Genomic DNA, 22,874 nt, shown 5'->3' with positions numbered 1-22,874 from the left:
TTACTACATATTAATAACATCTTACAAATGACACAAATTGTCAAGAAATTTCCACATTTCTAACTTATTTTGCTTTTGCGTCTTTTGCAAGTTGTAGAATACGTTCTGTTACTGCTTCAATGGTCATCCCTGTTGTATTAATTTCAACAGCATCTTGTGCTTTGACAAGTGGTGAGATGTCACGGTTCATATCGTAAGCATCACGATCGGCAATATCTTTTTTCAGTTGTTCAAGTGTCGACGGGATACCACGTTCGGCATTATCTTTCAAACGACGATGTGCGCGTTCTTCAACAGAGGCAATCATATAGACCTTTACTTCTGCATTTGGAAGAACTGTGGTACCGATATCACGACCATCCATCACAATGCCTTTATTTTCAGCAAGTAATTGCTGTGCGCTTACTAAGTATTTACGCACAGCATCTTTTGAAGCAACGTATGAGACATTTTCTGTCACTTCATTACTGCGTAAGTAATCCGTTACATCATCATCATTTAAAATGACGCGCTGCCCTTTCACTTCATCATATACCAAATTTAAATCGACATGACCCATCATTGATTCAAAGTCGTCAAAATGCTGTTTGTTATTTAAATAAAAATAAGTAATCGCACGGTACATGGCACCAGTATCGACATAAATCATATTTAGTTCTGTTGCAACGCGTTTAGCAATGGTACTTTTTCCAGCCGCCGCCGGTCCATCAATCGCAATATTAATAGCAGTCATCATAAACCTTCCTTGTTGTTGTTTGTATGTCAATATTTTATCATAATAAGGGAACTATTTAACAGGAGGAAATCAAATGAAAAAAATATTAGTGATACATACAGGCGGAACGATTAGTATGTCTCAAGATGAATCAAATACAGTCAACACAAATGGCGATAATCCTATTGCGAATCATCAAGAGCTGATACAAACATACGCCAATATTAAAGAAGTGATGCCTTTTACTGTTCCATCTCCACACATTTCAATTCGTCATGTCGATGAAATTAGACAACTCATTATGTCGCACTGCGATGAATTTGATGGGTTCGTTATCACTCATGGTACAGATACATTAGAAGAAACAGCTTTTCTTCTCGACCTGACACTTTCAATCACAAAACCAGTTGTTATCACGGGTGCGATGCGTTCATCTAATGAAATTGGCTCAGATGGTCTATACAACTTTATTGCATCTATTCGTGTTGCCGTAGCAGATGCATCTCATCACAAAGGCGTTATGGTTGTATTTAATGATGAAATACATACAGCACGTAATGTGACGAAAACCCACACATCAAATACGAATACATTTCAAAGCCCCAATCATGGTCCTTTAGGTGTTATTACGAAGTCAGGTATTTATTTCCACCATCGACCATATGACAAAACCACTTTGTCTGAGATTGATACGCGCCTGAATGTTCCGTTAATCAAAGCATATATGGATATGGGGAGTGAAGTGTTGTCATTTTACGCAGACCAGCAAGTCGATGGTATTGTGATTGAAGCTTTAGGTCAAGGTAACTTACCACCTACTGCATTAAGTGGATTGGACAAATGTCTCGCAGCTCAAATTCCAATTGTGCTCGTATCACGCTCATTTAATGGAATTGTGAGTGCTGTTTACAGTTATGCAGGAGGTGGACACCAGTTGCAAAATAAAGGTGTCATCTTCTCTAACGGTTTGAATGGACAGAAGGCGCGGTTGAAACTATTAGTCGCACTAAGCAATCATTACGATCATGATCAAATTCGTCACTATTTTAATGATTAATTAAAAATTGAAGGCTGAAGGTCGACTTCAAGTTCGTAACACACTTGTTTACTTTAGCGTGATAATAGTTGAGTGAGTAGATGATGTGATGGATTCATTGTGAGCATACTATCTTCTCTAACGAAAAATGTATACTCAGAATTTGTTGATTGGTCTTCCAAAGTAAAAATTTATAAAATCTTCCTATCAAGTTGAAGAAAAGGACATTAAAAATGACTTCAAACACAGTTGTACTGAAAGTTATTTCATTCTTAGAAAGTCAAGGATCCATCATTTTTTTCTTTATAAAATATAAAAATGGAAGATCAAATGACGGTATTTTATTTTGATGTTTCTAGTACATTTGAGAAACACACGATTGTGACAGATTTTGTTATGTTTAGTAGTGATATGAAGAACTTGAAGTGTTTTGAACTTACACCTCCTGTTTCTGAAGTTTATTTTATAGAACCAGATATCAATATGACAATCATTGATTTTGGTTTAGATGTTTTATCTGTCTATGCAAATCTGGATTCTGGTTTACGTCATTCAAATATGAGTACAGAATCTGGCTTAGCAATTAAGCTAAACACTACAAAAGACGAGCTGTATTCTTTTTAGCCAAGTTGTCTTCATTGGGCAACAATAAAATATAAAAAAGTGAGTGGTAGACCACGATGAGGTCTTCCGCTCACTTTTTATATGTCATTACGATTCTAATGGTGATTGCTTTTTAGTTAAAATATCTTGTGCGATAGATACACCATGATATTTGCCATTTTCTATGAAGATACTATTTGCATCTGTCCCTGCAGCAATAACCCCTGCGATATAACAATTTTCGACATTTGTTTCATACGTATCTTTATTATAGACAGGTGCTGTTCCATAACTTGTCGTATTAATATCGATACCAACTGATGTTAGAAAATCATAATCTGGGTGATAACCAATCATTGCAAATACAAAGTCATTGTCTATTGTTTTTGTCTCGCCATTAGTCTCAAAAGTAACTGTTGAGTCTGTAATTTCTGTTACATGACTATCGAAATACATATCGATATTTCCGCGACGAACAAGCGAATCAAAATTCGGTAATATCCATGGTTTTACAGATGGTGAATAATCTGAACCACGATAAATAACTGTCACATTAGCATTGGCTTTTTCCAACTCAATCGCAGCATCAACTGCTGAGTTTTTACCACCGATAATAACGACATTTTGATTGAAGTATGGATGAGCTTCTTTAAAATAGTGCATTACTTTTGGTAAAGTAGCGCCATCAACCTCCAATGCATTTGGTTGACCATAATAACCTGTTGCAATTGTCAAGAATCGGCATTGATAGACATCTTTTGTTGTTGTAATCGTAAAGTGATTGTTCATTTTACGAACGGTTAATACTTCTTCAAAAGTATTAACTTTTAATTGATGATGTTTGACGACTTCTCGATAATAAACGAGCGCTTGGTTTCGGCGTGGTTTTAAGTCTTCAACAATAAATGGCACATCACCGATACTGAGTTTGTCACTTGAAGAAAAGAAAGTTTGATGTGTTGGGTAATGATAAAGGGCTTCTACAACATTCCCTTTTTCAATAATTAATGTTTCAATGCCTTTCTTTTGCTGTTCGATTGCAGCACTCAAACCACATGGTCCGCCACCGATAATAATGCTTTCAATTGTTTTCATCTTTACTACTAAAACTAAAAATATGAACCACTCTGTCATATTATGCTACTTTAGAATTAGTGTTGCCTCCTATTCGCATACTAGCATGGTATTTGCGTACATTTTATCTATCTAATCCCCGAATATTATAGCAACTTTTTAAAGTAAACTAAATGAATAAGTTTTGACAATGCAAGTTGCTGTGACATATACAAAAAGAAGTATCCTTTTTACCGTCAAGTAAATATGGGATACTTCTTTTTATAAAATATTATGGAATAATCAATTGTTGTCCATTACTAATGTTGTTACCACTAATTCCGTTTGCTTGTCTAATCTTTTCGACATTTTCAGGAGATCCACTACCATAATATTGAATCGCAATACGGTATAAGTTTTCACTACCACCTACCGTATGTGACTGATTACCAGCATTTTGTTGTTGTTGTGCGTTTTGTTGATTTCCGTTTTGATTCGCATATTGATTATTCGTATTTTGATTGTTGCCTGCATTTTGTCCTTCTTGTTCTTTAGCGGCCTTCTCTTTTTCGGCTTTTTCTTTCGCAATTCTTTCTTTCTCTGCTTTTTCTTTTGCTTCCTGTTCTTTAGCAGCCTTTTCTTTTTCAGCCTTTTCTTTTTCAGCTTTTTCTTTCGCTTCTTGTTCTTTCTTCGCTTGTTCTTTATCATTTTTATCAGATTGTTGTGTAAGCTGGGTATCGTTTTGACCTGAACCCTGATCTTGATTGAATAAATACATACCACCAAAAATAGCGATTGTTCCAAGAATTAAAATTGCTGCGATAATTGGGAGGATTCGCATTAAGAACCCGCCACCGCTTGTACCATTTGATACAGATGTGTTAGGTGTCTCACTATTTTTAGCTGAAGCAGTTGTTGCACTTGCACCAGCAACTACACCTCCCGCAGTGGCAGCAGCTGCTTTCTTTTTACCGTCCTTGTTTGACGATGATTTTGAGTCAGTTTTAGCATTAGTAGTCTGTCCTTTAGAAGTAGCAGCCACACCTGCACCAGTTGCTGCACCAGCGGCTGCCGCATTCTTTTTATCATCTTTATTAGATGATGATTTTGTATCAGAATACGCTTTGTCACCTTGTCCTTTAGAAGCAGCCATGCCTGCACCTGTTGCTGCACCAGTGGCAGCCACATTCTTTTTATTGTCTTTGTTAGATGATGGCTGATCATCAGAGTTGGTTTTTGTGTTGTGTGCTTTCGAAGCGATTACACCACCACCCACAGAATCTATGTTATCTGTTGTGTGTGTTTTATCATCTTTGTTTGTTGAATCTGTTGTTGTTTTGCTATTTGCTTTAGCATCTTGTTTATTAGAATTAACAGCATCTGCACCAGCTGCAACACCTGCGCTAGCACCTAGATTTTTCTTATGATTATCTGTTTGTTTCGTAGTTTGATTTGAATCTGTTGCACTCGTTTCTTGTTTGTCTGATTCAGGCTTTATGACTGGTTTCGCATGTTGTTCAGGTTGCTTAGATGATTCTGTTTCATTCGAATCAGTTTGTTCATTTACGTTATGCTGATTGCGTTCACGTTTTCGATGTCTTCTTTGTGTATTTCGTGGTGGAAAATATTGCATATTATTGTTGGCTGATGCATCTGTTTCTTCGTTTGATGTGTCATCAGCTGTTGATAGGTCTTCTTTAGTCGGATTGATTTCTTGACGATTGCGTTCAAATTCATCCTTGAAATTATCTTTTGACACTTTCTTCATCCTTTCTTTTACGCTACATATAGAAATATTTAAAATCAATTTCTAAAATAACACGTGTGCGCATCTCCATTATTACTTTTTTAATACACTTCTTAATTAGATTATAGCCTGTTTAAAATTGCGGTGTAAAGCATTGAGAGATTTATTAGAACAAAGTTTCTAATTTTTCTTCATAGGATATTTTCCGATATACTTTTTTTCTGTTTTTTTCATCTATTTGGTGGGATATTCCACATATATCACAGCAATTGTTGCTCGTCTTTACTGACATATTGAAATAGCGCATGAGTTGGTTACGTCGACATGTTTGTGCATTGATATATTGCAGTATATGTTGAAGCGCTCTAACTTTTTGTTGATAATTTTGACGAAATATTTTTTGGAGTCTTTCGACTGAATAATGTTGAGATAAGACAGATAAAATGTCATGTTTCTCTTGGTCAATCAATGTTCTCTGCTCAAATAAATAAATATCTTCTTCAGTAATCTGATGCCCTGTTGCAAGCAATTCTAATAAGTATTGGTCATCCTCTTGATAAAGTGCGATAGCTTGACTTTGTTTGCCATCTCGCCCTGCACGACCAATCTCCTGTAAATAACTTGAAGGGCTACTGGATAAGTGGAAGTGAATGACTGTACGGATATCTGGTTTGTTCACACCCATACCAAAGGCGCTCGTTGCGACGATAATACGGATATCATTTTTTAAAAATTGTTGTTGAACCGTATACCGTTCTTCATAACTTAAATCCGCATGGTAAATACCTGTAAGATAACCTGAAGCATAGATTTGTTCTGCGATATCCAAACATACTTTTTTAGATGAAACATATATAATCGTCGGTCCGGAAGTATTGATAGTTTCTAAAATCCAGTCGATTTTGTCTTGATAAGATGTCATTTGCTTCACCGATAAAGAAATATTCGGGCGATCCATATCGGATTGTAATAATGTAAAAGATTGTTTTGTAACAAATTCGATATCTGACTTTAAATGGCTTGTTGCGGTAGCTGTTAATCCTAATATAGGGACATGTTGATATGAGTCTGTGACATGATTAATCAGCGCGTAATGCGGTCGAAAGTCAAATCCCCATTCTGATAAGCAGTGAACTTCATCAAGGACGATAAGTCCCAATGGCATGTTTTTAAAGCGATTTAGATGATGCGGCTGTAAAATGAATTCTGGACTTACAAATATAAACAGTGCGCTGTCAAGCTGTTGAAATGCCAGTTGGCGTTCACTATGTGACATACCAGAGTGAATGGAAACTACACGTCGTTCGCCATACATTTTCATCTGCATTACTTGATCATCCATCAGTGAAATAAGTGGAGATATGATAAGTGTAGGTTGTTGTTTAATGTATGTAGGCAACTGATAGCATAAGCTTTTTCCACTTCCAGTTGGTAAGATACCTAAAGTGTTTTTCCCATCTAGAACGCTTTGAATCAATGCTTCTTGCCCCTGTCTGAATTGTGAGAAGCCAAAATAGTACTGTAACGCTGTTTTAAGCATGTAATACCCCTTTCGAAAAACCAATAATTGCCAACTTAATTTCAAAATAACTAAGATATTCAAAATTCTCTTTATAAAATCGGAGTTTTTGAAAAGGTTGTTGTGCATAAAATGCTAAAAAACTTTGAAAGTCTTGCGTTAAATAATCATAATAATTCTTTAAATGATGTCGCATAAAAAGATCTAAGATATGATCATGGATCGTATTTTCAGTGAGTTGTGTTTGCTGTGCGACTTCAGGAACAGACAGCCCATGAAGTAATAGAGACTTCGTTCGAAATAACGTGTAACTAAGTTGGTCAGATGCCAGACATTGATGCAATATCGGATACGCTTCCTTTTCAGAAAGTAACTGGTAAATCGTCAACAAATCTATGTAATGTGTGATGAATAAACGATCATCATCTATTTGATGAAGCTGTCCAACTTGCTTCATTGTATACATTGTTTCATCATAACCTGTTAAAAAATAATGTGCGATACTTCCTTTGTGTTCAGCATTCAATGTTTTGAACAGCGTGAATATTTCTCGTTTTACATGTCCATTAAGCTGTTTGTTTTGAATCATCGTATAAATATTGCGAACTCGCTGGTGAATTTCAGTATGAGATGTTAATGGTGCAAACTTCATATTGTCATGTTGTGCATGAGACAATGTTTGGATCAGAAGTTGCAATGTAGCAAATGAATGTTGTAACATAAAATATGTTACGGATGATGATGTAGGTAGCGTCACCTCTTCGTTTGTAGATGCTGCTACAATTGTTTCAAAATCATCAAATGATAAGTTAGGGGCACACCCATAAAAGCTCATTACATTTAGAGATGTCGCATCAAAAAAGGTTTGATGCGTCTTTTTACCTGTGATAATATTATATATGCTTTTTTTATTTTTGTTGGGACTTGCATGTTGATATATATAAGCAATGATTGATCTCATGTTGATCACCTCAATAATAAAACGTATATATTGAAAATTTAAGAAATCCAAACTACAATGAAATTATAATGTTAGTCTGGCACTTTGAAAAGGGAGGCGAAAAATTTGGCTAAGTATACGATTGTTGATATGGATACTTGTATCGCATGTGGTGCTTGTGGTGCAGCTGCCCCGGATATCTATGACTATGACGATGAAGGAATCGCTTATGTTATTTTAGATGATAACCAAGGCACAACGCCTGTACCGGAAGAACTGTATGAAGATTTAGAGGACGCTTTTGAAGGCTGCCCTACTGACTCTATCAAAGTTGAAGAAGAAACTTTTGATGGCGATGCATTAAAATTCGAATAATATAATTTATGCGTATTGTACACTACATTGCGCTAAATTTAAATAGATAAGCAAACAAAAAAACGGTGTCATTGCGCACCGTTTTTTGTTTGCTTATTTTATATTTTAAGGACATGCTTCAGTCTTTTATATAGCAAGATAAATAACAATGAAACGACGAATCCTTTTATAATATTAAACGGTATTATACCCGCTGTGATAATTATTTTTAAATTTGTCGCAATGTCTGCCAAATTCATAATCATGCCATATAAAGGTAAGAGTACAAAGTAATTCATAATACTCAGTACAACTGTCATAACTAATGTACCTGCTGCCAGACCTATTAGCATGCTGCGTGTAGATGGCTTATAGCGATGAATACCATATGCAGTGAGTAGTAAACTACTACCAGCAATAAAGTTCGCAACCGGGCCGACTGGATCAGCAAGATAGAAAAAGAAGTTCAGTAAGTTTTTAATGAATTCTACGAGTATTCCCGCAATCGGTCCTAATGTAAATGTTGCAAGTAATGCTGGAACATCACTAAAATCAAGTGTTAAATAAGGGGGTAAAAATGGTAATGGAAATTTGATAAACATCAGAATCACCGAAATACCACTTAAAATACCGACAATAATCAATTGTCGTGTTTGTTTCGTCTGTTGCATGATATAAATGTCTCCTTTTCTGACTTTCATCTTTCACGAATAGGAGGCATTTGCGCAACACAAAGAAACCTCCATCTTCTCCCATCCAGACTGTTACTGTCGGCTCTAGAATTGCACTAGATCAGCCATAAATAAAAAATTTATGGGTCGCAGGCTTAAAAATTACTGCCGGTAGGGAATTACACCCAACCCCGAAGATGAAATAATCAATAATTTTATTTATCATCAGTTTAACGAATCACATCAATAAATACAATATAGTTGTTTGGCTAAGTCGTCACTAAAAAAGTAGCAAGTGTCAAAAAACTCTCTTCTTACCGTTATTTATACAGTCGATAAGAAGAGAGGTCTATTTTAGCTATGCATTTGTATACTTAGGAAGTTTAATTGTAAAGGTTGTCCCCTTACCTACTTCACTTGATACATTGATTTTACCGTGATGTGCTTCGATAATCATTCTCGTAATAAAGAGACCAAGACCTGTTCCTTCTTTCCCTCTTTTACGTGCAGCATCTACTTTATAGAAACGTTCAAACACCCTTTCCAAGTGTTCAGGAGATATACCTACACCTGTATCTTTGACAGTTAAAATTTGATGTGTGGTCGTTTCTTCAGCTTGTATTGAAATTAAATCTCCCGGTCTTGTATAACGAGATGCATTATCGACAAGATTCGTCAGTACTTGTTCCATACGATCGAAATCATAATCCCATTGATCGTCCATTATGCCATCTGTTTGGAAGTCTAATGTCAATGCAAGTTCATTCGCTTGTTGACGATATTTTGTTGCCATTTTTTGAATCAATTCCGACATCGGACGTGCTTCTTTTGTGATATTAATACCGTCTGCATCAATCTTTGCGACATCCAGCAGCTCATTAACTAATCGACTTAAACGTTTTGTTTCATCTAAAACAATGAGTAAAAATTCATGAATGTCTTCAGGTTCTGTCACGATCCCGTCTACAATGGATTCAGTATAACCTTGTAACAGTGAAATCGGTGTGCGAAGTTCATGAGAAACGCTCGCAATAAAATCTTTCTTCATTTGCTCCATATGATGTTCTCGTGTCATATCTCTAATAATAACAACAAGACCACTTTCTTTATTCGATTGAATTTGATCAATATAACTCATGACAACAGCGTAATGTTTTTGATTAATTTCATATTCACGATATTCTGTTTTTTGGCTTTCAAAGGTATCATTTATTTGCGTATCAAATAATATTTTGTGATCTAAATTCATATCGAGCATCATTTTATGTGCCAAATGATTCGATAAGATAATATGACGTTTATGATTAATCCCTAAAACTCCTTGTGCCATAGAATTAATCAATGTGTCTCTAATATTTTTAGAGCTAGTAATGTCATCAATATGATTTTGGATATTGTGACTCATCTGATTAAATGCACTCGCAAGTTCACCAATCTCATCTTTTGTTTGGACATGGACTTGTTTGTCATATCGTCCCTTTGCTACCTCCAGTGCTTGTTCCTTAAATTGACGCAATGGATTTGTAATGCGAGACGACAAGAAGAATGCGAAAATAGTCGAAATAATTAAGAAGATGACTGCAGTAATTAAAATAATAATTGCTATCACGTTATTCGTATCAGAAATACTTCTCAAATCCTCATATATATAGATGACAGACTTATGACCATCACGATCTAATGTTGGATAGCCAAGCAGTAAATATGATTTCTTCTGTCCATCAAGCTTGATTGTTACATGTTTTATAACCTTTTTATGTGTGAGTTTTACATTATTGAGATCATCATCATTCTTAATAAACTTTAGCATCGCCTTTTTTTCGGGATGCTTCGATATGGCATTGTTTTTTTCTGGTAAGATGATGACACCTTTACTACCTTCTAACAACATCTCACTATGATTAATCGCCATTTGACGATTCTCACTCTTTTCTATGATGGCACTAATACTTTCAGCGTTATTGTATAAAGATTGTTCTGTATTTTGCGTGAAATAATATTGAATAAATGTAATCAGTGCTGCACTTAATAAAATTAAAACTGTCGTTACTATTAATATAATAGTTAACCACAGTTTTATTACGACGCTATTTAGACGTTTCATCCGATTGTGAAACCTCAAATTTATAACCTACGCCCCAAACAGTTTGAATCATAGATGCAGCTTCTGTTGAAACACGATTTAATTTTTCACGCAAACGCTTAACATGTGTATCGACAGTACGTAAATCACCATAAAATTCGTAGTGCCAAACTTCTTTCAATAACTGTTCTCGATCAAACACTTTATTCGGTGTTTTTGCAAGGAAAATCAACAACTCATATTCCTTTGGTGTAAGGTTCACAGGTGTGCCATCTGCTAATACCTTATGTGCATCATTATCAATTGTTAGATGCTCAAACTCAATCATATCACGAGCGTGTGGTTCGTTTTGCTCTGCAGTTGCAGATTGCGTACGACGAAGTAGTGCTTTAAGACGCAGAACGACTTCACGTGGAGAGAATGGTTTGACAATGTAGTCATCTGCTCCAGACTCAAACCCTTCCACACGATTGTTCTCTTCACCTTTTGCTGTCAACATAATGATTGGCGTATCTTTTGTTTCACGAAGACGAGTTGCGACTTCTAGGCCATCCATTTCTGGCAACATTAAGTCTAACAAGATACACGCATAATCATATTTTGTTGCTAGTTCAAAGGCTTCACGACCATCGCTTGCCTCAGCTACTTCATATCCTTCTCTCTCAAGAAATAGCCTTAATAACTTTCTGATACGGTCTTCATCATCAACGACTAATATTTCCTTAGTCACAAGACATACCTCCCACTTATGTTGAATTTAAACTGAATTCAATGCCTATTATATCATATTGTGATTGACACTTGATAATAAAATTATGAGTCTATACGCTTTTAAAAATATCAATTATCAATCTTGCATACAAATAAATCGATGTCATCTTCTGTTTATAAAAAAGAGCATCTCTCATACTACAATTGTAGTATGAGAGATGCTGAATAATAGTTAATAATATCTTATTGCGCACTACTTTGTGCGAGTTGACGTAGCGTTTTTACTTCGTGTGGAGAAAGGACGCGCCCCTCACCTGCACCTAGTCCTTTTAATGTCAATGGGCCGAATGTTATGCGAGAAAGTTTGTTCACTTTAAAGCCAAAATGCTCAAACATACGACGGACCTGACGATTACGCCCTTCTGTTATAGTAATCTCAACGAGCGATGTATTCTTCTCTTTGTTTTGTTTTTTTACTTTAACTTGTGCAGGTTGTGTTTTACCATCCTCTAACACAATGCCCTTTTCAAGCTCCTTCACTTGTTCTCGCAAAATATATCCTTCGATCTTTGCGATATATGTTTTAGGGATTTTATATTTTGGATGTGTCATCAAATTTGTAAACTCCCCATCATTGGTTAAGAGTAATAAGCCTGATGTGTCATAATCAAGGCGTCCAACAGGATAGATGCGTGTTTCTAAATCATCGAAATAATCCGTGACGACTTTGCGACCTCGATCGTCAGACACACTTGTGATGACTTGTGTTGGTTTATAGAATAAAATATACAACTTATCTTCTAGTTCTAATGGTACGCCTTCAACAGATACTTCATCTGATGGACGGACCTTTGTTCCTAATTCTGTGACTGTTTTGCCATTCACTTGTACTTTACCTTCTTGTATTAAGGTCTCAGCTTTACGGCGTGACGTGTAGCCACTATTTGCGATGCGTTTTTGTAAACGTTCTAACTCTTTACTCATATGTTGTTTTGTCCTTTCTGGTTAACAAGATTACTAAAAAATGATTCAATTTCTTCGGTTTCTTCGTCAGTTGTTGGTAAGTCATCGAGATGATTCAAGCCAAAAACATTTAAAAACAAATCAGTTGTGTATAATTGCTGCCCTCTCACATCGGGTTGTTGTTTCGGTTCGACCAAACCTTTGGCTATGAGTGTTTTCACAGGACCATCAGAAGCAATACCACGTATCAATTCAATGTCACTTCGTGTGACTGGTTGGTTATATGCAATAATCGCCAATACTTCCATCGAAGCTTGAGACAACTTTGTGGACACTTTATTCAAAATGAGTGATTCAATATAAGGTTCCATTTCTTTTTCTGTTGTCAGTACATACGTATTGCCATATTTTTGAACTGTGAGACCAGGCAATGATAATGATGCCATTGCTTCTGCTAAAGTTGCTTCATCAATGTTTAATGAACTGATTAGTTGTTCCGCTTCAATACCATCTTCTCCAACTGTATAGAGCAAAGCAGTAATTGCCGCATTAAGATTGTGTGCCATAATTGACTCCTTTTGTGATTTCAATATTGTGAAATGCTTCAATTTGTTGAAGTTGTATCATGCCTGTTTTTGCCATTTCTAGCAACGCTAAAAAATATGTGACAACGTGTTCTATGGACTCATTAAATGTAAATAGATCAAAAAAAGTAACGGTTTCTCGTTGATCGAGTTGATGATAGATGCGATCTGTGGATTGTTGAATCGTAAATGTTTCTTTTTGTATATCAACACTTTTTGGTTTTTTGAGTGCAATACGGTGCTTCATTTTTTGATAAGCAACGATTAATTTTGTTAAATCAATGTGTGTTCCTTCTGGTATTCGTTCAGTCAACTCATATTTTGAAAGATCCGTAGCGGTTTTCGTATAGTAATGACTGCGTGCTTCTCTCTTGTCATTTAACATCTCGGCATATTCTTTATAATTTTGATATTCTAACAACTTACCTACTAACGCTTCACGTGGGTCTTCATCAACCAGTTCATCAGCTGAATGATCTGGGAGTAACAGTTGACTTTTAATCATGAGCAGTTCAGAAGCCATTACTAAATATTCACTTGCAACGTTAATATCTAATTGTTTCATCGCATGAACATACTGCATATATTGTTCAGTCAATGCATTCATCGGGATATCATAAATATCAATTTCAAATTGTTGAATTAAATGGAGCAATAAATCCAAAGGCCCATTAAAGGCGTCTAATTTTACTTCATACATGTTAAAGCCTCTCTAATTTTGCATGTTAAGTGCATCTTACCAAAAATTATTATAGCATGTTTATGAGTGAGAATAAATTTTTGGAGTGATTGCTGTGCAAGACGCACTATTAACATTTTATTATCAGTTTCATACAAAGCAACATTATTTTTTATGTCATGACATTTTGGAAGATGCATGGAAACAACAAAATCACTATACAAAAGACGACTTTGTTGTCGGTTTGATTTTATTTGCGACTGCGTCTTATCATTATCGACGTTGTAACTTAAAAGGTGCGTTGCGTACTTTCAAAAAGTCTATAAAAATTATCAATCAATATGCGGATGAAAGTATTGCGTCATATGGTTTACAACCGAATGCATTTCGGAAACAAATACAACAATTATGTACCGACATTGAGCAAGAAAAGTGCTTTAGACCGATTGAATTGCCATTGTTAAAAGAGATGGAGCAATCTATAAAGAGCACTTACAACGATTATGTGGTAAATACGACCATTGTTGACACACCAGACATTATGCATTATCACCGACTTCGAGATCGAACACCTGTGATTGATGCGCGTGAGAAAGCATTAAGATTACGTCGTATGCATGGAAACAACAAGAAAGACTAGTAAACGAAAAGTGCCGTCGCAAACTTTTGTTTACTAGTCTTTGAGTATAATAGCGTCATTCTATGCTCTTGGATGATATGATTGATATATTTTACGAATCTGAGTACTGGAGACGTGTGTATATAGTTGTGTCGTTGAAATGTCAGAATGTCCAAGCATTTCTTGGACAGCACGTAAATCAGCTCCGTTCTCCAACAGATGTGTTGCAAAGGAATGACGTAATGTATGCGGTGTTAAGCGTTTCGATAAACCAGCTTTAACACCTGCTTGTTTGATCATTTTCCAGACACCTTGTCTAGATAAAGGTTTACCGTGTAGATTGAGAAACAACACATCTGTGACCGTCTTTTTGAGTAGTTGAGGGCGTACTTCTTCGAGATAGTGTGTCAAATATTGAATGACGGTTTCCCCGAGCGGGATAATCCGTTCCTTATTCCCTTTACCAAACACTTTCACAAAGCCCATGACTAAGTTGATATCTTGTATTTCAACGAAAATTAATTCGGATACACGCATACCTGTGGCGTAAAGTAACTCGAGCATGGTACGGTTGCGATAATCATTCGCTTTACTTAAATCGAATGAAGATAATAGTTTGTCGACTTCATCGACAGATAACACATCCGGCAATTTCCGTTCATATTTCGGTGTCGTAATCAGTACAGTCGGATCTTGAGAAGTATAACGTTCACGTAATGCGAATTGATGAAAGCTTCTTATGGTAGAAGTGAAACGTGCAATTGACTTAGCCGAATGGCCTTCATCATGGCGTACAGCAAAGCATTGTTGTATTATATCTCGTGTTACAAAATCTAGTTGCCCCACTTTTTGTGAGTTTAAAAATTCGATATATTGGTTTAAGTCACGCCGATATGCAGCAATTGTATTTGCAGATAAGCCCTTTTCAAGTTGTATAAATCTTAAATATTCATCTCGGACTTCTTCCATGCTATGACCTCGATTCTCGTAGTTTCCTAAGCGTCTGCCCCTTTACCAGCTTGTTGGCATGTCTTACAAATGCCGTGAAAAGTTAATCGGTGGTCTAAAATTTTAAATTCAAATTCATTTTCCACTCGCTCTTCAACTTGCGGTAAAAGGTCCTCGTCAATTTCATCCACACGACCGCATTCCATACAAACGAGATGATGATGGAAGTGTTTAGAACCTTCTTTGCGCAGGTCAAAACGAGAAACACCGTCACCGAAGCTTACTTTGTCGACAACTTTAATATCTGCTAATAATTCTAAAGTTCGATAAACAGTCGCAAGTCCAATTTCTGGGGCTTTTTCTTTTACTTTCAAATATACATCTTCTGCACTGAGGTGGTCTGCCTCATTCTCGATAAGGACACGTACGGTTGCTTCACGTTGGGGTGTTAACTTATACGATGATTGCTGCAATTGCTGCTTCACGCGATTAAGTCGTTCTTCCACGGCAGCTTCACTCCTCTACTGATAATTAAAATTAGTATTGTTTATATGACTATAAAATACCAGTAAATGAGAAAAAAAGCAATCATTTCTTCTGTTTTATTTAGAATGATTATAAACTAATAATGCATGCTGAAAGGCGATTAAAGTCTTCGCATCATTGATTTCACGGTTTTTCACTGCATTTTCTATATCTGATAATGAATAAAGTATTGGTTCAACAAATTCATCTTCGTCTAAGTTCATTTCCCCTTTTTCAATATCATCTGTAAAGTAGATGGAAATTAATTCATTTGAAAAACCTGGTGTACCATATACGTCACCAATATGTTGCAGTGAACGTGCACGATATCCTGTCTCTTCTTCCAGTTCGCGCATAGCTGCAGATACGCGATCTTCACCAGGTTCTAACTTTCCTGCAGGTATTTCTACAAGTGTATGTTCCAATGGTTTACGGAATTGCTTAACGAGTATTACTTTCCCTTCAGGTGTAACTGCACATACCGCAACGGCACCATTATGCTTCACTACTTCACGTAAAGCTGTTTCCCCATTTGGCAATGAAACAAGATGCTTTTCCACATCAATAATCCGCCCTTGATATATGGATTCCTTTTCAATTGTCTTTTCTTCAAAATTCATAAATGCCACTCCTTTTATTTTGCGTAAACTCTTTGATATGATAATACATATAAAGTTTATCGGAAGGAGAATCATCATGCAAAAAAATATATTGAAAAGTGGTCTTGCCTTATCCGAATTAGGTTTAGGTTGTATGAGTCTCGGAACGAATGAAAAACAAGCTCAAGAAATCATAGAAACAGCACTCGAATCAGGTATTACCTACTTTGATACAGCAGACATTTATGATAAAGGTGAAAATGAAAAAATTGTTGGAAATATTTTAAGTCAGTATCAACAAAGAGATGATATTGTGATTGGCACGAAAGTTGGTAACCAACTGAAACCCAATGGTGATATGGTATGGAATCCTTCAAAGAAACATATTAAAGAGAACATTAAACAATCATTGCAACGTCTTGGGTTAGAACATCTAGACTTATATATGTTACACGGTGGTACGATTGAAGATCCACTCGATGAGACAATCAGTGCGTTTGAAGAACTCAAAAAAGAAGGTTTGGTAAAAGGGTATGGTCTTTCTTCTATTCGTCCTAATGTTATTCGATATTATTTAGCAAACAGTGATATCGAAGTACTGATGTCGCAGTTCAACCTAATAGATAACCGTCCTGAAATGCTGATGGATGAAGTGCATGAAAAAGGTGTAAAAGTGTTGGCACGTGGCCCTGTGTTTAAAGGATTATTTACACAAAATTATAACAAGGCACTTACTCAAAAATTTAACGATGGCATTTTTGAGTATGATGCTGATACACTTGCAAAAACGGTGTCTCAACTACACGACTTAGAACCTGAATTAACAGCACTTACATTTAGTTATTTGAAGTCATTTGATGCATTAGGTTCTATCATTGTTGGTGCAAGCTCATCTGAACAATTACGCCAAAATGTTGCGCAGTATGACAAAACAATCGATCCAGCAATCGTTAAGAAAGCAAGAGCCATTGTTAAAGACTTAAACTATACACATCACTTAAAATAATAAATAAAGGTTAAAAGCCAGAAATGTTGTTGGAATCTTTCGTATTGAAAGATAGCCCACTTACACATTTCTGGCTTTTTTTATTGCTTCTTGCTCATAAAGAATGGTTTGGCTGCTTTTTCAATAGTTCTAGGTGCCAATGAATAAAGTCTGAGCATCATGGACATCCACTTTGGTGCACGTAGTTCTTGATGCCCTTTGTTCATTGCCACAATAATATCTTTTGCCACTTGTTCTGGCTTTAACATAAATAAAGCTGTTTTACGCTTGAATGTTCCTGATGGGTCTGAATGATCATGGAATGGTGTTTTCACAGGACCTAATATCACGTTTAATACGTGATAAGATGGTTCTTCTATACGTAAGGCGTTTAAAATTTGAATTAAAGCTGCTTTACTCGCCCCATAATGTGCCGCATAGGGCTGTGTCGCCAGTCCAGACATACTGCTGAGTGCAACAATTTGCGGATTTGTTACTAAGAATGGTTTGATCACATTGAGTAATACCGCAAAATGAATCACATTTAAACGATATGTTTTTAACAATTCCTCCGTTGTATGTGATGCCAATGATTTAAAGTAACCGAGACCGGCACTATGTATAAATCCATCAAATGATACATTTAGTTTTTGAAAATCTGATGATAAATTTTCAATTGCTGTTGTGTCGTTTAAATCACATACGATAAAGCTTATATTTGGGAAACTTTTAGTTGGAAATAATTGTGTTGCTTTCTCTTCATCTCTAATTAATAAAGTGAGTCTTGCACCATGATAATGTAATTGCTTTACGAGTTCATAACCAATACCACTTGTAGCCCCTGTTACCAAAAAGTGTTTATGATCCATATGTTGATACTCCTTTTTGTCCAAAATCTTATTTATGTTAGTATAAAATATAGAAAAGAGATGAGGAAGTGAAAAGAAAATGAAAATTGTATTTTATGGGGCAGGCAATATGGCACACGCTATCTTCACAGGTATTATTAACTCTAAAGTATTACCAGCAGAAAATATATATTTAACAAATCGTTCAAACGAAGCGGCGCTACAACAATATCAGTCCGAATTAGGAATTCAATATAGCTATGATGATGCGGAGTTATTGAAAGATGCGGATTATGTATTTCTCGGTTCAAAACCACATGATTTTAATGAACTTGCAGAACGCATGCATGCACATGTCGATTCAAAGAATAAGTTTATTTCAATCATGGCAGGGTTACCGATTTCATATATCCGAGAAGCACTCGATGTGTCTAACCCAATTGCGCGTATTATGCCAAATACGAATGCACATGTTGGTCATTCTGTCACAGGATTAAGCTTTTCAAGAAACTTTGGACCGAAGTCTAAAGATGAAGTATTAGAAGTCATCAATGCATTCGGTTCGGCAATTGAAGTGAAGGAAGATCACCTTCATCAAGTGACAGCGATTACAGGAAGCGGTCCGGCATTTTTGTATCATGTTTTTGAAAAATATGTCGATGCAGGTACAAAGTTAGGCCTTGATAAATCACAAGTTGAAGAATCAATTCGTGAACTAATTATCGGAACGAGTAAAATGATTGAACGTTCAGACCTTAGTATGGAACAATTACGAAAAAACATTACATCTAAAGGTGGTACGACACAAGCAGGTTTGAATGCATTATCCAACTACGATATTGAAGGGATTTTTGAAGATTGTTTAAATGCAGCGGTTGAGCGTAGCGTTGAACTTTCGGAACAAGAAGAAAATGAGTCATAAAAACAAGACGGTAAAATGAACGCAAATCATTTTACCGTCTTGTTTTTTTAGAATTGATATGCATCGAAATCGTGTACGAATTGAAAAGAAGCGGTATGAGAAGCTTTTAATTGCTGGTCGATTGCTTTGACATCTTCTTTTGTATAACGATTGCTCAGATGTGTCAATAAGGCATGTTTCACGTTATTACGTGTGATTAATTCGAGCACATCATCAATATGACTATGATGATAATCATTGGCGAGTTGCTTATCACCTTCGATGTATGTCGCTTCGTGAACGATAACATCTGCATTTTGAGCTAATATGCATTCATTGTCACATGGTTTTGTATCACCAAAAACTGCAACAATTGGACCTAATTTGTCGGGTGCTTTAAATTGATGCGCATCATATGTAACACCTTCAAATTCAAAAGTATCATATTTTTTTACTTGTTGATATTGCGGTCCCGGTTCCATACCAATTGCTTTCAATTTAGCTACATCTAATGTGCCCGGTGTACTTGGTGCTTGTATACGATAACCAAAACAAGGTACACCGTGATTGAGCATACGAGCTTGTACTTCAAATTGGTCAATGGTTAAGTCGAGTTGTTGGTCAATCTCGATGATATGTAAAGGATAATTGAGATGTACATGAGTGAAAGTTAAGCTTGCTTCGATATAAGCTTTTATACCTTTAGGGCCGATGATTGTTAGTGGTTTCCCTTCCCCACCTTGAAATGAACGGCTAGTCAAGACCCCTGGTAATCCATAAACATGATCACCGTGCATATGGGTAATGAAGATATGGCTTACCTTTCCTAACTTAATCGAATGATGTAGAATTTGATGTTGTGTCGCCTCTCCAACATCAAATAGCCAAATATCTGTTGCGTAAGGCTCTAGTTTCAGTGCGATAGATTGAGTATGTCTCTCTTTAGTTGGTAACCCTGCGCTTGTTCCGAAAAAAATGATTTCCATTTTTACGCCTCCTTAGCGTTATCCTATCATAGATTATAGTTGAACCGTGCTTAAAAATATAGCATGATATAATAAAGCAGAATATATGACCCATGCGGTGCTCATGTTTTATAATGAGAACGTATCACACTACGAAGAATTGAGGTTTTGAATCTTGAATAAGACACATAATCATATTCCTGCGCTTATTACAATCTTTGGCGCTACTGGTGATTTAAGCCACCGTAAACTATTTCCATCGTTATTTCATTTATTTCAACAAGATAATCTAGACGATAGAATTGCGATTGTCGGAATTGGTCGCCGTGATTTAACAGTTGATGATTTTAGAGCACAAGTCAAAGCATCAATTCAAGCACATGTTCATGACACTAAGCATTTAGACCAATTTATGCAGCATGTTTTTTATCAAAGATTAGATGTCAATAATGAAAAAAGTTATGAGGAATTGTTGGCTTTGAGTAATGACTTAGACCGACAATTTTCACTTGATGGAAATCGATTGTTTTATTTAGCGATGGCACCACAATTTTTTGGTGTTGTCACAGATTATTTGAAATCATCTGGTTTAACAAAAACATCTGGCTTCAAACGCTTAGTGATTGAAAAACCATTTGGTACAGATTTAAAATCTGCAGAAGCACTCAATAAACAGATTAGACGTTCATTTAAAGAAAAAGAGATTTTCCGTATCGACCATTATCTCGGAAAAGATATGGTTCAAAATATTGAAGTTTTACGCTTCAGCAATGCGATGTTTGAACCGTTATGGAATAATAAATACATCTCTAATATTCAAGTAACCTCATCAGAAGTATTAGGTGTTGAAGATCGAGGTGGTTACTATGAATCTAGTGGTGCGTTAAAAGATATGGTTCAAAACCACATGTTACAAATGGTTGCACTTCTTGCGATGGAACCCCCTATTAGCTTGCATAGTGATGACATTCGTTCCGAAAAAGTTAAAGTGTTGAAGTCTTTGAACATTCTTGAGCCTGAAGAAGTCCGTCATAATTTTGTTCGTGGCCAATATGATGCGGGTGAAATTGATGGAGAAGCAGTAGTGGGTTATAGAGATGAAGACAAAGTAGCCGAAGACTCTGTGACACCTACCTTTGTTGCAGGTAAAGTAATGATTAATAACTTCAGATGGGCAGGTGTCCCTTTCTATATTCGCACGGGTAAACGAATGAAACGCAAATGTATTCAAGTCGTCGTTGAATTTAAAGAAGTACCAATGAACCTTTACTATGATAAAGATCAACATTTAGACTCTAATCTTCTAGTCATTAACATTCAACCGAACGAAGGTGTGTCAATTCATTTAAATGGTAAAAAATATGTACAAGGTATCGAAACAGAACCGGTTCAACTATCATATTCAATGAGTGCACAAGACAAAATGAATACAGTAGATGCTTATGAGAACTTGTTGTATGATTGCTTAAAAGGTGATGCAACAAACTTTACGCACTGGGAAGAATTAAAGTCAACATGGAAATTTGTTGATGCAATTCAAGAGGCATGGAACAAATTTGAACCAGAATTTCCAAATTATGCATCTGGTACTAACGGTCCATTAGACAGTCACTTACTCTTGAGCCGAGATGGTTTTAAATGGTGGGAAGATATTCAATAATAGAATTGTTTTTCTATGCACTAATTATAAAATGGGCTAAGTTACATAATTATCCGTGTAACTTAGTCTTTTTTGATTTATAATAACTTATATAGGAATGAGACATCCATGAATAGTACAGACCTTTGAATGAAGCACAGTCATAATGGGTCAATAAGATGTTTTTCAACACCACTTTTCTCTTTTCTGCATATGACTACTCAAATGCTTTTCAAATTATTTTTAATGCCATTTATGCACATAATTTTTAATATGATAATATAAGAACAATGTAAATTTTATTTAAGGAGTGACCATTTTGGACGTTATCAAACATGTACAACAAGCCATTGTATATATTGAAGATCACCTATTAGAATCATTTGATTTTCAAACATTAAGTGATTACGTTGGGATTTCTCCTTATCATTTGGAACAATCTTTTACAATGATTGTAGGTGTCACCCCTTTCCAATACTGTCGTGCGAGACGTTTGACGTTGGCGGCACATGATTTGATTCATGGTGCAAATCGCATGATTGATTTGGCAAAGCGATATCGCTATCCAGACGCAAATGCTTTTGCGCATGATTTTAGTGATTATCACGGTGTATCACCATTACAAGCTAAGGCGAAGCAAGATCAACTCAAAATTCAAGACCGACTCTACTTAAAACTAACAACAACATCGAACTCCCCATATCCATATCGATTAGAAAATATAGGTGATTTATCACTGGTTGGGTATTCAAGGTTTATACCAACTGAACAATTAGATAATCACTTTATTATTCCAGACTTTTTGGAAGACTTACAAACAGACGGCCGTTTAAAGGATATCATTCGATATAACGATCGAAGCCCTCATGAACTGTTCGTGATCAGCTGTCCACTTGATCATGGCCTTGAGGTTTTTGTCGGTGTCGCAAGTGAGCGATTTCCTGCACATCTGGAAGACCGTTTCCTATCAGAGCAACAATTTGCCGTCTTCAATTTGCAAGGAGAAATTGACTATGCAACCAGTGAAGCATGGCACTACATCGAAACAAGCTTACAATTAACGTTACCGTATGAAAGAAACAGATTATATCTAGAAATATATCCACTTGATATTTCTTTTGATGATGCGTTTACAAAAATTCAATTATGTGTGCCAGTCAACATCGAAAACTGACAAAAAAGCTGTA

General features: G+C 35.9%; 23 protein-coding genes, 1 pseudogene and 1 riboswitch. Of the genes and pseudogenes, 8 read left to right on the top strand and 16 right to left on the bottom strand.

All coding sequences use genetic code 11. The features are described 5' to 3' along the window. Positions 1–64 precede the first annotated feature (64 nt). Complete coding sequence (gene cmk / locus C7J88_RS02580) at positions 65–733, bottom strand: (d)CMP kinase (protein ID WP_095116922.1); 669 nt, start codon at positions 731–733, stop codon at positions 65–67. Between the two features lie 76 nt (positions 734–809). Between cmk and C7J88_RS02575 the strand changes: the two genes are divergently transcribed. Beyond that, entirely contained in the window at positions 810–1,772 is a 963-nt protein-coding gene (locus C7J88_RS02575) for an asparaginase (RefSeq protein WP_095116920.1), read from the top strand. A gap of 297 nt (positions 1,773–2,069) precedes the next feature. Beyond that, positions 2,070–2,375, top strand: a complete 306-nt coding sequence (locus C7J88_RS02570) for a hypothetical protein (protein ID WP_159031405.1) — start codon at positions 2,070–2,072, stop codon at positions 2,373–2,375. An 87-nt stretch (positions 2,376–2,462) separates the two neighbouring features. Here C7J88_RS02570 and ypdA read toward each other — a convergent pair whose 3' ends face one another. The 4 genes and pseudogenes from ypdA to C7J88_RS02550 all read right to left on the bottom strand — a co-directional run bounded on the left by ypdA (position 2,463) and on the right by C7J88_RS02550 (position 7,508). Then, positions 2,463–3,449: a bacillithiol disulfide reductase YpdA gene (gene ypdA / locus C7J88_RS02565; RefSeq protein ID WP_095118131.1), complete on the bottom strand. Its 987-nt coding sequence runs from the start codon at positions 3,447–3,449 to the stop codon at positions 2,463–2,465. Positions 3,450–3,699: 250 nt separating this feature from the next. After that, positions 3,700–3,924, bottom strand: a pseudogene (locus C7J88_RS10750) (LysM peptidoglycan-binding domain-containing protein); the annotation flags it as partial. Positions 3,925–5,320: 1,396 nt separating this feature from the next. Beyond that, positions 5,321–6,694 carry a RecQ family ATP-dependent DNA helicase gene (locus C7J88_RS02555; protein WP_095116916.1) on the bottom strand — a complete coding sequence of 458 codons (1,374 nt, stop codon included), beginning with the start codon at positions 6,692–6,694 and terminating at the stop codon, positions 5,321–5,323. Next, positions 6,687–7,508 carry a helix-turn-helix domain-containing protein gene (locus C7J88_RS02550; protein WP_159031404.1) on the bottom strand — a complete coding sequence of 274 codons (822 nt, stop codon included), beginning with the start codon at positions 7,506–7,508 and terminating at the stop codon, positions 6,687–6,689. The genes C7J88_RS02555 and C7J88_RS02550 overlap by 8 nt, the downstream gene beginning before the upstream one ends. 231 nt (positions 7,509–7,739) lie before the next feature. Here C7J88_RS02550 and C7J88_RS02545 point away from each other — a divergent pair, with 231 nt between their 5' ends. Beyond that, positions 7,740–7,988, top strand: a complete 249-nt coding sequence (locus C7J88_RS02545; RefSeq protein WP_044358884.1) for a ferredoxin — start codon at positions 7,740–7,742, stop codon at positions 7,986–7,988. A gap of 98 nt (positions 7,989–8,086) precedes the next feature. Here the strand turns inward: C7J88_RS02545 and C7J88_RS02540 are convergent, their stop codons facing one another. From C7J88_RS02540 to C7J88_RS02515, 6 genes are all read right to left on the bottom strand, one after another. Beyond that, positions 8,087–8,638 (bottom strand): ECF transporter S component, encoded by a 552-nt coding sequence (locus tag C7J88_RS02540; RefSeq protein ID WP_095116912.1) that lies wholly within the window; start codon positions 8,636–8,638, stop codon positions 8,087–8,089. A gap of 69 nt (positions 8,639–8,707) precedes the next feature. Beyond that, positions 8,708–8,841: riboswitch (FMN riboswitch) on the bottom strand. 155 nt (positions 8,842–8,996) lie between these two features. Next, the gene (locus C7J88_RS02535; RefSeq protein WP_095116910.1) at positions 8,997–10,742 is read right to left on the bottom strand and encodes an ATP-binding protein; all 1,746 of its coding nucleotides are present in this window, start codon (positions 10,740–10,742) and stop codon (positions 8,997–8,999) included. Beyond that, complete coding sequence (locus C7J88_RS02530) at positions 10,726–11,451, bottom strand: response regulator (protein WP_095116908.1); 726 nt, start codon at positions 11,449–11,451, stop codon at positions 10,726–10,728. Before C7J88_RS02530 ends, C7J88_RS02535 begins: the two co-directional genes overlap by 17 nt. A 224-nt stretch (positions 11,452–11,675) precedes the next feature. Next, positions 11,676–12,416: a pseudouridine synthase gene (locus C7J88_RS02525; protein WP_095116906.1), complete on the bottom strand. Its 741-nt coding sequence runs from the start codon at positions 12,414–12,416 to the stop codon at positions 11,676–11,678. Continuing rightward, positions 12,413–12,961: an SMC-Scp complex subunit ScpB gene (scpB, locus tag C7J88_RS02520; RefSeq protein ID WP_095116904.1), complete on the bottom strand. Its 549-nt coding sequence runs from the start codon at positions 12,959–12,961 to the stop codon at positions 12,413–12,415. Before scpB ends, C7J88_RS02525 begins: the two co-directional genes overlap by 4 nt. After that, on the bottom strand, positions 12,945–13,679 hold the full coding sequence (locus C7J88_RS02515; protein ID WP_095116902.1) for a segregation and condensation protein A: 735 nt from the start codon (positions 13,677–13,679) through the stop codon (positions 12,945–12,947). The genes scpB and C7J88_RS02515 overlap by 17 nt, the downstream gene beginning before the upstream one ends. A 94-nt stretch (positions 13,680–13,773) precedes the next feature. Here C7J88_RS02515 and C7J88_RS02510 point away from each other — a divergent pair, with 94 nt between their 5' ends. Then, on the top strand, positions 13,774–14,298 hold the full coding sequence (locus C7J88_RS02510) for a DUF309 domain-containing protein (RefSeq protein ID WP_095116900.1): 525 nt from the start codon (positions 13,774–13,776) through the stop codon (positions 14,296–14,298). 60 nt (positions 14,299–14,358) lie between these two features. Here C7J88_RS02510 and xerD read toward each other — a convergent pair whose 3' ends face one another. The 3 genes from xerD to C7J88_RS02495 form a co-directional block, all read right to left on the bottom strand. Continuing rightward, positions 14,359–15,246, bottom strand: a complete 888-nt coding sequence (xerD, locus tag C7J88_RS02505) for a site-specific tyrosine recombinase XerD (protein ID WP_095116898.1) — start codon at positions 15,244–15,246, stop codon at positions 14,359–14,361. Between the two features lie 26 nt (positions 15,247–15,272). After that, positions 15,273–15,731, bottom strand: coding sequence for a ferric iron uptake transcriptional regulator (gene fur / locus C7J88_RS02500; protein WP_095116896.1), 459 nt, complete (start codon positions 15,729–15,731; stop codon positions 15,273–15,275). 96 nt (positions 15,732–15,827) lie between these two features. Then, positions 15,828–16,370: an NUDIX domain-containing protein gene (locus C7J88_RS02495; RefSeq protein ID WP_095116895.1), complete on the bottom strand. Its 543-nt coding sequence runs from the start codon at positions 16,368–16,370 to the stop codon at positions 15,828–15,830. A gap of 76 nt (positions 16,371–16,446) precedes the next feature. On the opposite strand from C7J88_RS02495, the gene C7J88_RS02490 reads away from it, so the two are divergent. After that, positions 16,447–17,355: an aldo/keto reductase gene (locus C7J88_RS02490; RefSeq protein ID WP_095116893.1), complete on the top strand. Its 909-nt coding sequence runs from the start codon at positions 16,447–16,449 to the stop codon at positions 17,353–17,355. 80 nt (positions 17,356–17,435) lie between these two features. Here the strand turns inward: C7J88_RS02490 and C7J88_RS02485 are convergent, their stop codons facing one another. Next, positions 17,436–18,203, bottom strand: coding sequence for an SDR family NAD(P)-dependent oxidoreductase (locus tag C7J88_RS02485; RefSeq protein ID WP_095116891.1), 768 nt, complete (start codon positions 18,201–18,203; stop codon positions 17,436–17,438). A 79-nt stretch (positions 18,204–18,282) separates the two neighbouring features. Here C7J88_RS02485 and proC point away from each other — a divergent pair, with 79 nt between their 5' ends. After that, positions 18,283–19,104: a pyrroline-5-carboxylate reductase gene (proC, locus tag C7J88_RS02480; RefSeq protein WP_095116889.1), complete on the top strand. Its 822-nt coding sequence runs from the start codon at positions 18,283–18,285 to the stop codon at positions 19,102–19,104. 47 nt (positions 19,105–19,151) lie between these two features. On the opposite strand, the gene rnz is transcribed toward proC, so the two are convergent. Then, on the bottom strand, positions 19,152–20,069 hold the full coding sequence (gene rnz / locus C7J88_RS02475; protein WP_095116887.1) for a ribonuclease Z: 918 nt from the start codon (positions 20,067–20,069) through the stop codon (positions 19,152–19,154). Positions 20,070–20,223: 154 nt separating this feature from the next. On the opposite strand from rnz, the gene zwf reads away from it, so the two are divergent. Continuing rightward, the gene (zwf, locus tag C7J88_RS02470) at positions 20,224–21,708 is read left to right on the top strand and encodes a glucose-6-phosphate dehydrogenase (protein ID WP_095116885.1); all 1,485 of its coding nucleotides are present in this window, start codon (positions 20,224–20,226) and stop codon (positions 21,706–21,708) included. Positions 21,709–22,006: 298 nt separating this feature from the next. Then, positions 22,007–22,861, top strand: coding sequence for an AraC family transcriptional regulator (locus C7J88_RS02465; protein WP_095116883.1), 855 nt, complete (start codon positions 22,007–22,009; stop codon positions 22,859–22,861). Positions 22,862–22,874: the final 13 nt, after the last annotated feature.

The sequence above is a fragment of the Staphylococcus muscae genome (assembly GCF_003019275.1).
Classification (GTDB): domain Bacteria; phylum Bacillota; class Bacilli; order Staphylococcales; family Staphylococcaceae; genus Staphylococcus; species Staphylococcus muscae.
Note: the sequence above shows the minus strand (reverse complement) of the source record. Positions and strands in the feature narration are given on the sequence as shown.